Consider the following 14,441-nt stretch of genomic DNA (forward strand, 5'->3'; position numbering starts at 1 on the left):
CCGGTTTAGGGCCTGTTGATCTTTGCGGTTTATTTTTGCAGCAGTTTGTAGGTGATTTATACAAGGCAGAGCCTGTGCCGTGTAGTATGCTACACAAACGGGCGATAACGCTGTAAAAATGGCCTACAAAAGCTGCCCAACGGGTTCATCTAAACCCGCGCTGCACTTTGTTGTTCGCCATTCACATAGAGTAACTATGCTTCATGGCTCTCGCCTCGCGCAAAACGCGTTTAGATTGAACAAAAATTAAACTTGAAAGATCAACAGACCCTAACCACCTCGCCGCAATCTCACTGAATAAATGACATTTTTACCTAGCCCTTTTGCCGCCAGTTTAGTGTAGAATAGCGACACCTTTGCGCTGTCATCATTTGATGACTAGCCCAGCAGCCAACGATTCATAGGTCTTAGGTAACGCATGAAACGTGAAATTGCATTGCTGATCTGTGCGGGCCTAGAAACCGCACTCAAACAAGTGACTCAGCAGTCTCCCGGCGCCTACGCCAAACTCCACAATTTGCAGGGGCGGGTACTCTGTCTCGAACTCAGCCAACTGAGCTGGCCCATCTATCTGCTGTTTGCCAAGGAGATCCAGGTCTTCAGCCAGTATGATGGCGAGGTGACCACTAAGGTCAATGCCGATCTGACTACCCTGTACCGCCTCACCGAAGGCGCGAATCTCACTGAATTAATCAAGCAAGATAAGCTGACTCTGGAAGGCGATCTCAACCTATTACAGAGCTTTAGCCACTTTATGCAACAGGTGGAGTTTGACTTTGCCGAGCCTTTATCTCGCTATATCGGCGATGCGCCAACCCACCTGGTGACACAGGGTGCCAGGCAGTTAAAGCAACAGGTGAGTCAAGTGCTCTCAAAGAGTTGGGACCATATGGGACAACTGACCTCTGAAGAGTATCGCCTGAGCCCACACAAGCTAGAACTTGTGCATTTTAGTGATAGAATCGAACAACTTGAGGCCGATACCGACGCCTTAAGCCAACGGATTGAGCGACTCATAAACAAGGCAAACAGCAACAGATGACAATCAAAAGCATGCGGCGTGCATACCAAGTCGTAAAGACGGGGCTTCAATATGGTTTGGATGATCTTATCCCCGCTAAGCTCAAACCCTGGTATTTCAGGCTGTTGCGCTGGAGCTTCTTCTGGTTAACCAACCAACATAAAGATAAGGTGGGCGGCGAGCGCCTCAAGCTGGCGATGCAGGAGCTGGGCCCCGTCTACATCAAGTTCGGTCAGATGCTCTCGACTCGCCGGGATCTGCTCAGCGATGAGTGGGCTGAAGAGCTCGCCATGTTGCAAGACAGGGTGCCGCCGTTCGATTCTGCCATCGCCCGAGCCCAAATTGAGGCCGAACTCGGTGCGCCCATAGAGACCTATTTCGATAATTTTGACGACACCCCACTGGCCTCGGCATCTATCTCTCAGGTACATACCGCCACCCTTAAGTCTAATGGTGAAGAGGTGGTGCTCAAGGTACTCAGGCCCAATGTGGAAGAGAAGGTCCACGCCGATCTACAGCTGATGACCCAAAGCGCACAGGTGCTGGAAACCCTGCTGGGTCAGGGCAACCGCCTGCGTCCAGCCGAGGTGGTGGAAGACTACCGCACCACCATAGAAGGTGAACTCAACCTCAAGCTAGAAGCGCTCAACGCCATCAAGCTCAGAAACAATTTCATTGACTCCGGCGCCCTCTACATCCCTAAGATGTACGAAGAGTTTTGCTTTACCCGCCTTATTGTCATGGAGCGCATCTATGGCGTCCCCGTGTCTGACAGGGCGGCACTGGAAGCCCAAGGAACCAACCTCAAGCTGTTGGCCGAACGCGGCGTAGAGCTATTCTTTACCCAGGTGTTTCGCGACAACTTTTTCCATGCCGACATGCATCCCGGCAACATCTTTGTCAGCACTGAGCATCCCGAGGATCCCTTCTACATAGGGCTGGATTGCGGCATCATGGGTACGCTCACCGAGCAAGATAAGCGCTACCTGGCAGAGAATTTCCTCGCCTTCTTTAACCGCGACTATACCCGTATCGCCCAGCTCTATATCGAGTCGGGTTGGGTCGCCGCCGACACAGATCTGGTCGCCTTCGAGCAAGCCATTAAGGTGGTGTGTGAACCCATGTTTAACAAGCCGCTGGATGAGATCTCCTTCGGCCATGTGCTGCTGGAGCTGTTTCGTACCGCGCGTCGCTTCGACATGGTGGTGCAGCCTCAATTAGTCCTGCTGGAAAAGACCCTGCTTTATATCGAAGGACTGGGGCGTCAACTCTATCCTCAGCTGGATCTCTGGCAAACCGCCAAGCCTTTCCTGGAAAGCTGGATGGACGAACAGATGGGTCCCATGGGAATGGCGAAGAAGATCAAGAAGCAATTCCCCTACTGGACAGATAAGCTGCCCGAGCTACCCGAACTCGTGTATGACAACCTGAAAATGGGCAAAAACTTTGTTAATAGCCAGAACCAGTTGCTGGATCGCTATCTAAAACAGCAACAAAAAGCCCATAAAAGTAACTACCTTTTAATCACATCGGCAGTTTTAGTGATCTGTGGCAGTATTTTGTTTTCTCAAAACGCTACACTATGGGCCTCTTACGCTTGTATCGGCATCGGTGCAACCCTTTGGTTACTCGGATGGCGATCTAGACCAAAGAATCGTAAATTTTAGCTAGCACTAAATAACCAAAGGGTCATAATAGGACCAGTATTACATCAAGAGGAAAGTTACATGGGTGGCATCAGTATTTGGCAACTTCTTATCATTGCTTTAATCGTAGTTTTGCTTTTCGGCACTAAGAAATTGCGCTCTTTAGGTGGTGACCTCGGTGGTGCTGTTAAGGGCTTCAAAAATGCAATGTCTTCAGAAGAAGAAAAGAAGGCTATCGAAGACACCAGCGCAGAAAAAACTGCTCAGACTGACGAAAAGAAGACTGAGTCCAAGGACAAAGAACAGGCGTAATTCCTTATGTTCGACGGTATCGGCTTTATGGAGCTACTGTTGATTGGTATTTTGGGGCTGGTTGTACTTGGCCCCGAAAGACTACCGGTCGCGGTTCGCTCAATTTCAGGCTGGATTCGCGCCATGAAACGCATGGCGAACTCGGTTAAAGATGAACTGGAACAAGAGCTTAAAATTGAAGAGCTGCATGCAGATCTCAAGAAGGCAGAAAGCCAGGGCTTAAAAAACCTCTCTCCCGAGTTACAGGATTCAATCGATCAATTAAAAGAAGCAGCCCAATCTGTTAATCGTCCCTATAAGGTAGAAGAGAAAGCCAATGGCAGCGACAATGCCGCCAGCGAGGCGAAACCTGCAGAGACCACTACAGCCAAGGCCAGCAATTCAACCGAAAAATCTGACGGGTAGTTCATGTCGCAACAACAGCCGTTAATCAGCCACTTGCTTGAGTTACGCAACAAGTTGCTCAAGGCCATTGGCAGTGTGCTTCTGGTCTTTATCTGCCTGGTCTACTGGGCAAACGATATCTATCACTACATGGCAACGCCGCTAATGCAGGCATTGCCAGAAACCAGTAGCATGATCGCTACCGATGTGGCAGCCCCCTTCTTTGCTCCCTTTAAACTGACATTGGTCTTGTCATTTTTTATCGCGATTCCCTATGTTTTGTTCCAGATCTGGTCTTTTATCGCCCCAGGCCTGTACAAACATGAGAAGCGTTTGATGCTACCCCTGCTTACCAGCAGCACCATACTCTTCTATCTGGGTATTGCCTTCACCTACTACATCGTCTTTCCAGTGGTGTTTGGCTTCTTCACCAGTGTTGCGCCAGAAGGTGTGCAAGTGGCGACCGATATCAGTAGCTATCTGAGTTTCGTCCTTAAACTCTTCTTCGCCTTTGGCCTGGCCTTTGAAATTCCCATTGCGGTGATTCTACTCTGCTGGGCAGGTGTTACGACGGTCGAAGATCTTAAGGCCAAGCGTCCCTATATTGTTGTCGGCGCCTTCGTCATAGGCATGCTGCTGACGCCGCCAGACATCATCTCGCAAACCATGTTAGCCATTCCTATGCTGATATTGTTTGAAGGGGGATTGATTGCCGCGCGTTTCTACAGTAAAAAGGACTCTGACGAAGACGAGCTCACCGAGCAAGACAGCCCTGAGTAGTAATAAAACAGAACCTTGCGTTAAGCTAGCCGTCAACGGATAGCTTAACGCTATTTATTACCCGCATTTTGCCCTGTCTCGCCGTGAGCTCTCCATAATAAAAAGGAACTCTATATGCGCTTACGTTTTGCGGCAACAACCAGTTGGCTAGCCCTCTCCACTCTGCTTTTTTCACTGAATGCCTCTGCTGGTATTGAGCAACAACTCAGCCAATGTGCGGCTAAACAAGACAAGCTAGACAGATTAATCTGCTACGACACCCTGGCGGCTAAAGTAGGCAAGGCGCCTAAGCACAGCATGAATGTCACGCCCGTAGCGGCACCCGCACATCAGCCTAAACCAGCTCCTAAGGCTAACGCCGTTGTGGCTAGCACACCTGCCGCCACAGTAGCCACTGCACAAGCTGCAGAAGAGAGCTTTGGTAAGGTCTATAAGGAAGAGAAAGCCGAGCTCGACAAGATTGAGTTAACCGTCAAGTCGGTCAAGAAAAACCCACATGGTATTTTAACCATCACCTTCGATAACGGCCAGGTGTGGAAACAGAACGACACTAACCGCTTCAAGGTTAAGGCTGGCGAATCTGTGTATATCAAGAAAGGCGCACTAAGCTCTTTCCTCTTGGGTAAAGATGACACCAACTCTACCATTAGGGTTAAACGCCTCGAATAATGCCGAGTTATATAGACATAGCTGTCAACTTAGTTGGCAGCCCATTAGAAAAAGAGTGTGATACGCTCATAAATGATGCGGCGGCCCAAGGGGTTTCGCCGCTTATTGTTATTGGTTCCAACCTGCCAGAGAGCGAGCAAGCCATCGATTTTGCTGCCCGTTACCCGAAAGCTCTCTATACCACGGCGGGAGTGCATCCCCATCACGCCAGTGAGTGGGAGGTATCTAGCGCCGAGCAACTCAGGCAATTGGCAAGACAAACAGGCGTGGTAGCCATTGGCGAATGCGGCCTGGACTATAACCGGGACTTCTCACCCCGGCCAAAACAGCGCGAGGCCTTCGAGGCGCAGCTTGCTCTGGCGGTTGAGCTCGAAATGCCGGTACTGATGCATGAACGTGATGCCCACAACGATTTTGCGGCGATATTGCAGAGCTATCGCCCTCAGCTCAAAGGCGCATTATTACACTGCTTTACCGGCAACCGTGCCAGCTTAGAACGCTATATCGAACTGGATCTGCACTTAGGCATCACAGGCTGGGTGTGCGACGAACGGCGCGGTCAGGAGCTGGCCGAGTTGGTGGCCGATATTCCAGCCCAGCGCATCATGATAGAAACAGACAGTCCCTATCTGCTGCCGCGAAGCATGCGCCCCAAACCCAAGTCGAGCAAGAACAAACCTCAGTATCTGCCCTATATCAGTCAAACCATAGCAGCACTGCGAGGCGAGAATGCCAACGCCTTTGCCCGTCAGGCCTATCTCAACAGCTGTGAGTTTTTCGGCCTGGAAGCGGACTATGAGCCAATTTAAGCTGCTCTTGCTGTTGCTCACCATAAGCTTTCCTGGCATTGGCCTAGGCGAGTCACTGTTGGCGGTCAACAAAGATCAGTCTATTGAGCTCTCCTCTTGGCTCTACTATGTACAAGATGACAAACTCACCCACATAGATCAGGTAAGTCGACTCAGCTCCAGCCGCTGGCAAAGACTTTCACCTGAGTTTAATCAACACCTTGGGGTCAAACCCTTCTGGGTCAAGGTCAGCCTATACAACGCCACAGAAATCCCGATGCAGCGTTACCTTAAGCTGGCTAACCCTCACCTGGATGAGATAAACCTTTACCACCAACAAAAGGGTAAGCCGACGGTTCACCTGGAGATGGGCGACAGCCATCCGTTTCATCAGCGCCCTATCATCAACAATGACTTTCTCTACCGATTCGAGATGCCCCCTGAGGCGATACACACTTTCTATATTCGCGTTGCAACCCAAGGCAGCGCCAATCTGCCTATCTCATTGCTATCGGCTGATCATATCGTTAACGCCACCGAAACCCAGTCTCTCTACCAAGGATTTCAGCTAGGCGCGCTGATGGCTATCGGCCTGTTCAGCCTGTTTATTGCGCTCACCTCGCGCTCCTACAGTTACAGCTACTACTCTGGCTATGTATTATCCGTCACCCTATTGGTGGCGACCCTGCACGGCCTGTCGTTTCGTTATCTGTGGCCCAACTGGCCCACCTTACAAGCGATCATGATCCCCATACTGATCCCGATCGCATTGACCTTTGTGTTGATGTTTTCCGAGAAGGTCCTGCAGCTAAAATACCATAACCTCAAGATGCTGAGGCTCTGCCGTTACAGCGCCGCCACAGCGCTGTTTCTCACCTTAGTCACCCCTTTCTTAAGCTACTCGGTGGCCCTTAAGCTCAATATCATCGCCGTATTGTTCACCACCAGCATGCTGATGCTGATCGCCATCTTGCTGAGCCTGCGAGGTCATAAGCTGGCCAGACTCTACACGCTCGCCTGGTCGGGTATGATGGCAGGCTCCTTTATCACCGCCTTGATGTATCTCGGGGTGATCTATCTGCCCATCATGCACCAGACACCTATCATGATTGGCCTGACTTTTGAGATCGTATTCATGGCCGCGGTACTGGCCATTCGTTATAACGATGAACGTAAAGCCAAGCAGAAGATCCAACAGGAGGCCCTGCTTCAGGCCCAGCGCATTCGTCAGGCTCGTGAAGAAGCATTGAAAATCGAAGCCGACAGCAATGAACGCCTTGAGCAGATGGTGCAGGAGCGTACTTTAGAGCTTGAGATCGCACTTCGTGAATTAAATGAGGCCAACCAGAAACTTACCGAACAAAACACTGTCGATAGTCTCACAGGCGTGAAAAACCGTGCCGCCTTTGAGAAACGACTGCAGGCCGAAGGACGTTTGAGTCGTCGCCAAGAGACACCGCTGGCCATCTTGATGATAGATATCGACCGATTTAAGGCGATCAACGATACCTATGGCCACCTGGCAGGCGATCAGGCGCTCAAGACCATTGCCCAGGCGCTAAAAGCAAAATTAAGGCGGCCAAGTGATCTGGTGTCACGTTTCGGTGGGGAAGAGTTTGCTATGATACTGCCCAATACCTCCTCGGAGGGAGCAAGGCAAGTGGCTGAATTAATGCGCAACACTGTATGCCAATTGCCACTCACCTGGGAAGAACAGGCTATTCCGCTCACCATTAGTATCGGGATCTGCGCCGAAATTATTGTCGATGATCAGCATACTCAATTGCTGGTCGACCAAGCAGACAAGGCACTCTATCGTGCCAAGAATGAGGGCCGAAATCGCGTTTGCGTCTATTCGCCCGAAATCGAAGAATTAAATTAACTGACTTAGCGGCTACGCCTCATCCTTGGATGAGCTTTGCAGTGTGTAGCCCAATAAAGCAAACAAGCCTAAATTAGGAGTCGAATGTGAACATCATTACCAGTGCTTTCCCTCAGCGCAGAATGCGCCGCATGCGTAAACACGATTTTAGTCGCCGTCTGATGGCCGAAAACCAGCTCTCGGTAAACGACTTGATCTACCCTATGTTCGTGCTCGAAGGTAATAACCGTACTGAGCAGGTCGCCTCTATGCCTGGCATCGAGCGCTACTCTATCGATCTATTGCTCAAAGAGGCAGAAGAACTGGTCAAACTGGGGATCCCTCTGGTGGCCCTCTTCCCTGTGACCCCAGCCGAGAAGAAAACACTCATGGCCGAAGAGGCCTACAATGCCGATGCATTGGCCCAGCGTGCAGTGCGCGCCCTGAAAGAAGCCTTCCCTGAGCTTGGCGTGATGACTGACGTGGCGCTAGACCCTTTCACCACCCATGGTCAAGATGGCATCATCGACGATAGCGGTTATATCCTTAACGACATCACCACAGAGATTTTGGTCAAGCAGGCACTGTCGCACGCCGAAGCGGGTGCAGATATCGTCGCCCCATCTGACATGATGGACGGCCGCATTGGCGCTATCCGTCAAGCCCTGGAAGCCGCTGGTCACGTGAACACACAGATCATGGCGTACTCGGCCAAATACTCTTCTAACTACTATGGTCCTTTTCGCGATGCAGTTGGCTCTGCTGGCAACCTCAAAGGCGGCAACAAGCATAGCTACCAGATGGATCCAGCCAACAGTGATGAAGCGCTACACGAAGTGGCCCTGGATATTCAGGAAGGCGCCGATATGGTCATGGTTAAGCCTGGCATGCCATACCTGGACATAGTTCACCGCGTGAAGACAGAGCTCGCCGTACCGACTTTCGCCTATCAGGTGAGCGGCGAATACGCCATGCATATGGCGGCCATCGAAAATGGCTGGTTAGCAGAAAAGGCGATCGTGATGGAGTCACTCCTGTGCTTCAAGCGCGCCGGTGCCGATGGCATTCTGACCTACTTCGCCAAACGCGCCGCACAGTGGCTAAAAGAAGCTGAAAATAAGTAAGCTCAATCGCCCGTGATAATAAAAAAGCCAGTTGCAAATAACTGGCTTTTTTTATGACGCTATGTCAGCGCGGTAAAAACAAAAAAGCCACCATCATTGGTGGCTTAATTGGCGATATGGGCCCTAAAGCAGATAATCGATACCCAGAGCCAGAAACAGGGTCATACCTGCCCAGTTATTGTTTAAGAAGGCCTGTAGACAAGGAGCGCGCCGGCGATCGAAGATCAACTTCTGCTGATAGAGACTAAAGCCGATAAAAGTGAGGATCCCTAAGGCAAATACCAGGCCGCGATCGGCACTGAGACCCGCCATAACAAAACAACCAAGGGCGGCCAACTGGAACAAGCCGATGATCTGGCGATCGAAGCGGCCAAATAGAATCGCCGTCGACTTGATGCCTACCTTAAGATCGTCGTCGCGATCCACCATGGCATACATGGTGTCGTAAGCCACAGTCCAGCACCAGTTAGCGGCAAACAGCCACCAGGCTTCTACCGGTACTGTGCCGAGTTGCGCCGCATAGGCCATAGGAATCGACCAGCTCCACACCACACCGAGGAACATCTGCGGCATATTGGTGAAACGCTTGGTAAAGGGATAGATGATGGTCAGTATGATGCCGATAAAGGAGAGCTGCACCACCAAGGGGTTAAGCATCAATACCAGGCCAAAGGCCAACAGGCCCAACACCACAAACAGGATAAGCGCTTCTTTGACCGTCACTTCACCGCTGGCTAGAGGACGGCTCTTGGTGCGCTCTACATGGGAGTCTAGCTTACGGTCGGCATAATCGTTGATAATACAGCCACAGGCGCGCATCACCACTACGCCAATGACGAAGATGATCAACACCTTAAGATCTGGCATGCCTCCGGCCGCTAACAGCAGTGCCATCAGACACGGCCATAACAACAAAAAGGTACCGATGGGGCGATCCATCCGTGCCAGACGCAAATAGGCGTCTAATTTATCCCTTAACCTCATTTTTTAGGCTCTCCTAACGACTGCTTTGGCCTTTGATTTTTGTGGGCAAGCTCATCAATATCCTTTGGCATTATGACTGACGCCCTAAGAGTTTCAAGCGCTTTATCTGCCTTGGCTTACAGGGTTTCCAATCTTGCATAGGCGACCACCAGCCACTTGCTGCCGACATCGAGAAAATCCACCTGAACTCTGGCCTGGGCACCGCTTCCTTCGAAGTTAGTCACAGTGCCTTCACCAAACTTAGGATGGTTCACTCGCTGACCCAGATTAAAACCTGAATCATTGAACGAGGCCTGCGCCTGACTGAATCTATTACTACTGGCCGGTGCCGACACACTGGTCTTCATGCGGATCTCCTGCACGTAATCACCAGGGATCTCCTTGATGAAACGTGACGGACGGGCATAGTTTTCCCGGCCGTAAATACGGCGTGATTCGGCGTAGGTAATATAGAGCTGTTTCATGGCGCGGGTCATGCCCACGTAGCAAAGGCGGCGCTCTTCATCGAGTCTATCGCCCTCATCCATTGCCATCTGACTCGGGAAAATCCCCTCCTCGACACCCGCCATAAAGACCATAGGGAACTCCAAGCCCTTGGCCGAGTGCAGGGTCATCAGCTGCACCGCATCGGTAAAGGCATCTGCTTGCCCCTCACCGGCTTCGAGCGCCGCATGGGATAGGAAGGCGTTGAGCTCGCCCATATCTTCGAGATCTTCTGGCATCACAAAGGTTCGCGCCGCAGTGACCAGTTCCTCTAAGTTTTCCACCCTGGCACGGGCCTTCTCGCCCTTCTCCGCCTCATACATGGCCTTGAGCCCTGAGGTTTGAATCACATGATCTGTCATGCGATGCAGCGACTGCTCGTCTGTTTCCTGCTGTAGGGTCACAATCAGGTCCATAAAGCCGCGCACCGCGTTGGCGGCCCGACCCGAGAGCACCTTCTCATCGAGCAGACGCAGACAGGTCTGCCACAGGGTCAGTTCCTGCTGACGCGCCGTGCTGCGCAGGATCTCTAAGGTTCGTCCACCTATGCCACGGGCCGGCGTATTGATAATACGCTCGAAGGCGGCATCATCATTTTTATTGCTGATCAGGCGCAGGTAGCCCATGGCATCCTTGATCTCCTGACGCTCGAAGAAGCGCAGACCGCCATAGATGCGATAAGCCATTCCCTTATGCAGCAAGGCCTCTTCCAACACCCGCGACTGGGCGTTAGAGCGATAGAGGATGGCGCAGTCGCTCAGGTTACCGCCCATATCCTGCCAATCCATGATGCGGCCGACGATAAAGCGCGCCTCATCCATCTCGTTGAAGGCGCAATAGAGACCAATCTTCTCCCCCGCCTGATCTTCGGTCCACAGCTTCTTGCCCAGTCTATCTGGGTTGTTGGCGATCAGCTCGTTGGAGGCATTAAGGATGTTGGCCGAAGAACGGTAGTTCTGCTCCAGACGTATGGTCTGAGCCGCCGGGAAGTCCTGTAGAAACTTGTGCAGGTTCTCCACCTGGGCACCACGCCAGCCGTAGATAGACTGGTCGTCGTCACCAACGATCATCACATTGGCACTGCTGCCCGCCAGCACGCGGATCCAGGCATATTGAATAGCGTTGGTATCCTGAAACTCGTCCACCAAGATGTTTTTAAATCGTTCTTGATAATGCTCCAGAATATGGGGCTTGTTAAGCCACAGCTCATGGGCTCTTAATAAGATCTCGGCAAAGTCCACCAGTCCTGCACGATCGCAAGACTCCTGATACACCTGATAGATCTTCAGCAGGTTCTGCTCTATGGGAAAGCCACCGGCATCGATATGCTTGGGTCTTAGCCCCTGATCTTTTTTACCATTGATATAGCCCTGTGCCTGACGAGGCGGATACTGCTTCTCATCCAGATTCAGGCTCTTGAGGATCCGCTTGATCAGCCTGAGCTGATCGTCTGAGTCGAGAATTTGGAAACTCTGGGGCAAGTTGGCATCTTGATAGTGGGTACGCAGCAGACGATGCGCCAAACCGTGGAAGGTACCTATCCACATACGGCCCATACTGCTGCCGCTGACCTTCTCCACACGCTCGCGCATCTCGGCCGCAGCCTTATTGGTAAAGGTCACCGCCAAGATAGAATAGGGACTCTGCTGCTCTACCTGCATCAACCAGGCGATACGGTGTGTCAGCACCCGGGTCTTACCACTGCCCGCGCCTGCCAACACCAGCATGCTAGATTGTGGTGCGCCGACGGCCTCGCGCTGTTTATCGTTTAAGCCGTCGAGTAAAGAAGATACGTCCATTCTTGCCTCCAAAAAATCAGGCGGCAAGTATAACAGGAGGCGTTGCGTGATCCTACCGCCACCAACTCCCGGCGCCCCTTAGCACCGGCCATAAAAAAGCCTAAGCAAAGGCTTAGGCTCAATTAACTGAAGCGCAAAGGTTACTCCTTGCTCTCTTCCAACCCGATGCTGTCCATCCAGTGATCGAAGTCCATCATATTCCCCGGTAGCACTATCTTACTGGCACTATGGGTCAGGCCATCGAACTGCTTAAGATACTGGGCACCGAGCTGCATACGCACCACATTTTTGCCACCGGGAGCCGATACCACCAGCGCCATACGCTCAATAGACTCTGCGGTTGCTTTAGCTATGGTAAGAATCTCTTCGGCCTTACCCTCGGCTTCGTTGATCCGCTTTTGCATCTCACCCTCGGAGCGGTTGATCATCTCGGCCTTAACACCTTCGGAGCGGTTGATCTTGCTCTGCTTGTCACCCTCACTCTTGGCTAGCAGGGCGCGGCGCTCACGCTCGGCGTTCACCTGCATCTCCATGGCGTTCTTCACCGTCTCTGGCGGGGTGATATTCTTGATCTCATAGCGATGAACCCGGATCCCCCAGGTAGCACCAGCCTGATCTAACACTTCCACCACTTTAGCGCTGATCACGTCTCGCTCCTCGAAGGTGCGGTCAAGATCCAGCGTACCTATCACAGAGCGGGTGGTGGTTTGCGCCAGCTGAATGGCGGCGTAGCGATAGTCGGTAACGCCATAGCTGGCCTTTACAGGGTCAACCACAGAGATATAGATCACCCCGTCTACCTCGACGTTCACTTCGTCGCTTGAGAAACACTCTTGGGGCGGTACGTCTATGGTTTCCTCTTTTAGGTCATGCACATAGGCTACCTTATCGATAAAAGGCACCAGGGCATGGAAACCTGCATCCAAGGTGGTGTGATACTTACCCAAACGCTCGACGATATAGGCCGACTTGGTCGGGACTAAGCGGATCGACTGGAACAACTTGATGATAAAGATGGCAAAGATCAGCCCCCAAATGCCCAGTAGGATTAAATCTGTGTTGATATTGGCAATCATGCGCGACCTCCTTTTACCTGACCCACACTCTGAGTCACCTGCTCCATTCCTTCAAAAAATCCTTCCAGCTTAGCCATTTCGGCCGGCACCACCGAAATTTCGGCTTCGTTGAGTATCTTACCCAGCTGATTGATGAACTGCTCCTTGAGCTGCATATTCATCGCTTCGTTGCCACCTTCGAGCGCTAACGCCTCTGACACTAAAGTCATCGCCTCAGCCTTGGCTCGGGCGATAATGGCGATCTCCTGCGCGGTCCCTTTTGCCTCGTTGATCCGCTTCTGCTTCTCACCTTCCGACAGGTTAATCGCCTCCTGACGCTGCCCTTCGGAGAGGTTGATCATCGCGGCCTTCTCGGCGTTGGCCAGCGTGATCTCCGCGCGTTTGCTACGCTCGGCTTCCATCTGCTTCTCCAGGGTGTGGATCACCTTGTGAGACGGGGTAATATTCTTGATCTCATATCTAAGCACCTTGATCCCCCAAGGGTCCGAGGCTTTATCGATCTCCCGCACAATCGACTCGTTAAGGCTATCCCGTTCAGAAAAGGTCTGGCTCAGACTGAGCTTACCTATCTCAGATCGCATAGTCGTCTGCGCCAGGTTAACTGCGGCGCGGCGATAGTCTTCGATACCATAACTGGCCAGCTTGCCATCCATCACCTTGAGGTAAACCAAGCCGTCAACCTCCAGCTGAGTATTATCTTTGGAGATACAGCTTTGAGGCGGAACGTCCAGCACCTGCTCGCGGGTATCATGACGGTAGGCGACGCGGTCGAAAAATGGAATTAAGAAATGAAAACCAGGTTGGAGTACCTGCCTGAACTTGCCCAGACGCTCGATCACATGGACCTCGCGCATCGGAACGATAAGCAACAATTTATAAAGAATAAAGAAAACAAAGAGTATAAATAGCGTAAATTCGAACATAGATTCCTTCCTCTAAAAAGTCAGCCAGGCCTATGCCTGCTCTGTCAAAGGTTCAACGACTAAGGCAATATTCTCGCGACAGATCACTCTGACTTGAGCACCCACAGGGATCTCACTGCCATCACCCAGTGCTGGCCATTCGCTTCCCTGAAATTCGACTCGTCCCAGCTGTTGTGCCGGGCCGATCACCGCCTTAACAATGGCAATTTGGTTATAGAGATCAAACTCTTCATCGGTATTGTCCACATGAGAGTCGCCTCCCACCAGGCGCTGGGTAAGCTGACGAAAAGCCAATAGCAAAACGATTGAGCTGATAAACCAGAGCGTCATGGCCTGCACTATCCCGTCGACAAAACCTAACGTCAGTGCGCCAGCCACCACCAGGCAGGCGGCGCCCAAGAAAATCACGATACCGCCGGGCAAGATGATTTCGGCTAACATCAGTACCACACCCACGGCTATCCAGATAAAGATAGGATTAGAAAACTCCATATTTCCCCCCTGAAATGAGAGTATCCCTGCGAAGACTATATCAGCTCTTAATTCCGATTGCGACATATTATGTCACGACACAAAATGTGACACAGGCAA

General features: G+C 51.7%; 14 protein-coding genes. 9 read left to right on the forward strand and 5 right to left on the reverse strand.

Annotation, left to right across the window (positions count from 1 at the left end; translation table 11 throughout):
- Positions 1–418 precede the first annotated feature (418 nt).
- From CFF01_RS16625 to hemB, 9 genes are all read left to right on the forward strand, one after another.
- A complete protein-coding gene (locus tag CFF01_RS16625; protein ID WP_033539487.1) occupies positions 419–1,042 on the forward strand; it encodes a ubiquinone biosynthesis accessory factor UbiJ in 624 nt (207 codons plus the stop codon).
- A complete protein-coding gene (ubiB, locus tag CFF01_RS16630) occupies positions 1,039–2,688 on the forward strand; it encodes a ubiquinone biosynthesis regulatory protein kinase UbiB (protein ID WP_088905532.1) in 1,650 nt (549 codons plus the stop codon). The genes CFF01_RS16625 and ubiB overlap by 4 nt, the downstream gene beginning before the upstream one ends.
- A gap of 60 nt (positions 2,689–2,748) precedes the next feature.
- Entirely contained in the window at positions 2,749–2,979 is a 231-nt protein-coding gene (tatA, locus tag CFF01_RS16635; protein ID WP_033539489.1) for a Sec-independent protein translocase subunit TatA, read from the forward strand.
- 6 nt (positions 2,980–2,985) lie between these two features.
- Entirely contained in the window at positions 2,986–3,384 is a 399-nt protein-coding gene (gene tatB, locus CFF01_RS16640) for a Sec-independent protein translocase protein TatB (protein ID WP_033539490.1), read from the forward strand.
- 3 nt (positions 3,385–3,387) lie between these two features.
- Positions 3,388–4,143, forward strand: coding sequence for a twin-arginine translocase subunit TatC (gene tatC, locus CFF01_RS16645; RefSeq protein ID WP_033539491.1), 756 nt, complete (start codon positions 3,388–3,390; stop codon positions 4,141–4,143).
- Between the two features lie 114 nt (positions 4,144–4,257).
- Entirely contained in the window at positions 4,258–4,812 is a 555-nt protein-coding gene (locus tag CFF01_RS16650; RefSeq protein WP_033539492.1) for a hypothetical protein, read from the forward strand.
- Positions 4,812–5,621, forward strand: coding sequence for a TatD family hydrolase (locus CFF01_RS16655; RefSeq protein ID WP_088905533.1), 810 nt, complete (start codon positions 4,812–4,814; stop codon positions 5,619–5,621). The genes CFF01_RS16650 and CFF01_RS16655 overlap by 1 nt, the downstream gene beginning before the upstream one ends.
- The gene (locus CFF01_RS16660; RefSeq protein WP_033539494.1) at positions 5,608–7,482 is read left to right on the forward strand and encodes a sensor domain-containing diguanylate cyclase; all 1,875 of its coding nucleotides are present in this window, start codon (positions 5,608–5,610) and stop codon (positions 7,480–7,482) included. Before CFF01_RS16655 ends, CFF01_RS16660 begins: the two co-directional genes overlap by 14 nt.
- 86 nt (positions 7,483–7,568) lie before the next feature.
- Positions 7,569–8,585 carry a porphobilinogen synthase gene (gene hemB, locus CFF01_RS16665; RefSeq protein ID WP_033539495.1) on the forward strand — a complete coding sequence of 339 codons (1,017 nt, stop codon included), beginning with the start codon at positions 7,569–7,571 and terminating at the stop codon, positions 8,583–8,585.
- A 123-nt stretch (positions 8,586–8,708) separates the two neighbouring features.
- Here hemB and ubiA read toward each other — a convergent pair whose 3' ends face one another.
- The 5 genes from ubiA to CFF01_RS16690 form a co-directional block, all read right to left on the reverse strand.
- Positions 8,709–9,569, reverse strand: a complete 861-nt coding sequence (gene ubiA / locus CFF01_RS16670; protein ID WP_033539498.1) for a 4-hydroxybenzoate octaprenyltransferase — start codon at positions 9,567–9,569, stop codon at positions 8,709–8,711.
- Between the two features lie 116 nt (positions 9,570–9,685).
- On the reverse strand, positions 9,686–11,851 hold the full coding sequence (uvrD, locus tag CFF01_RS16675) for a DNA helicase II (protein WP_033539499.1): 2,166 nt from the start codon (positions 11,849–11,851) through the stop codon (positions 9,686–9,688).
- A 140-nt stretch (positions 11,852–11,991) separates the two neighbouring features.
- The gene (locus tag CFF01_RS16680) at positions 11,992–12,927 is read right to left on the reverse strand and encodes an SPFH domain-containing protein (protein ID WP_033539500.1); all 936 of its coding nucleotides are present in this window, start codon (positions 12,925–12,927) and stop codon (positions 11,992–11,994) included.
- Complete coding sequence (locus CFF01_RS16685; RefSeq protein ID WP_088905534.1) at positions 12,924–13,850, reverse strand: SPFH domain-containing protein; 927 nt, start codon at positions 13,848–13,850, stop codon at positions 12,924–12,926. The genes CFF01_RS16680 and CFF01_RS16685 overlap by 4 nt, the downstream gene beginning before the upstream one ends.
- A gap of 30 nt (positions 13,851–13,880) precedes the next feature.
- Positions 13,881–14,342 (reverse strand): NfeD family protein, encoded by a 462-nt coding sequence (locus CFF01_RS16690; RefSeq protein WP_088905535.1) that lies wholly within the window; start codon positions 14,340–14,342, stop codon positions 13,881–13,883.
- Positions 14,343–14,441: the final 99 nt, after the last annotated feature.

The organism is Shewanella marisflavi, assembly GCF_002215585.1.
In the GTDB taxonomy this organism is placed as follows: domain Bacteria; phylum Pseudomonadota; class Gammaproteobacteria; order Enterobacterales; family Shewanellaceae; genus Shewanella; species Shewanella marisflavi.

What these genes read in the sequence shown, in the direction of transcription:
- CFF01_RS16625 (WP_033539487.1), top strand. Translation starts at nt 419, where the DNA reads ATGAAACGTGAAATTGCATTGCTGATCTGTGCGGGCCTAGAAACCGCA.
- ubiB (WP_088905532.1), top strand. Translation starts at nt 1,039, where the DNA reads ATGACAATCAAAAGCATGCGGCGTGCATACCAAGTCGTAAAGACGGGG.
- tatA (WP_033539489.1), top strand. Translation starts at nt 2,749, where the DNA reads ATGGGTGGCATCAGTATTTGGCAACTTCTTATCATTGCTTTAATCGTA.
- tatB (WP_033539490.1), top strand. Translation starts at nt 2,986, where the DNA reads ATGTTCGACGGTATCGGCTTTATGGAGCTACTGTTGATTGGTATTTTG.
- tatC (WP_033539491.1), top strand. Translation starts at nt 3,388, where the DNA reads ATGTCGCAACAACAGCCGTTAATCAGCCACTTGCTTGAGTTACGCAAC.
- CFF01_RS16650 (WP_033539492.1), top strand. Translation starts at nt 4,258, where the DNA reads ATGCGCTTACGTTTTGCGGCAACAACCAGTTGGCTAGCCCTCTCCACT.
- CFF01_RS16655 (WP_088905533.1), top strand. Translation starts at nt 4,812, where the DNA reads ATGCCGAGTTATATAGACATAGCTGTCAACTTAGTTGGCAGCCCATTA.
- CFF01_RS16660 (WP_033539494.1), top strand. Translation starts at nt 5,608, where the DNA reads ATGAGCCAATTTAAGCTGCTCTTGCTGTTGCTCACCATAAGCTTTCCT.
- ubiA (WP_033539498.1), bottom strand. Translation starts at nt 9,569, where the DNA reads ATGAGGTTAAGGGATAAATTAGACGCCTATTTGCGTCTGGCACGGATG.
- uvrD (WP_033539499.1), bottom strand. Translation starts at nt 11,851, where the DNA reads ATGGACGTATCTTCTTTACTCGACGGCTTAAACGATAAACAGCGCGAG.
- CFF01_RS16680 (WP_033539500.1), bottom strand. Translation starts at nt 12,927, where the DNA reads ATGATTGCCAATATCAACACAGATTTAATCCTACTGGGCATTTGGGGG.
- CFF01_RS16685 (WP_088905534.1), bottom strand. Translation starts at nt 13,850, where the DNA reads ATGTTCGAATTTACGCTATTTATACTCTTTGTTTTCTTTATTCTTTAT.
- CFF01_RS16690 (WP_088905535.1), bottom strand. Translation starts at nt 14,342, where the DNA reads ATGGAGTTTTCTAATCCTATCTTTATCTGGATAGCCGTGGGTGTGGTA.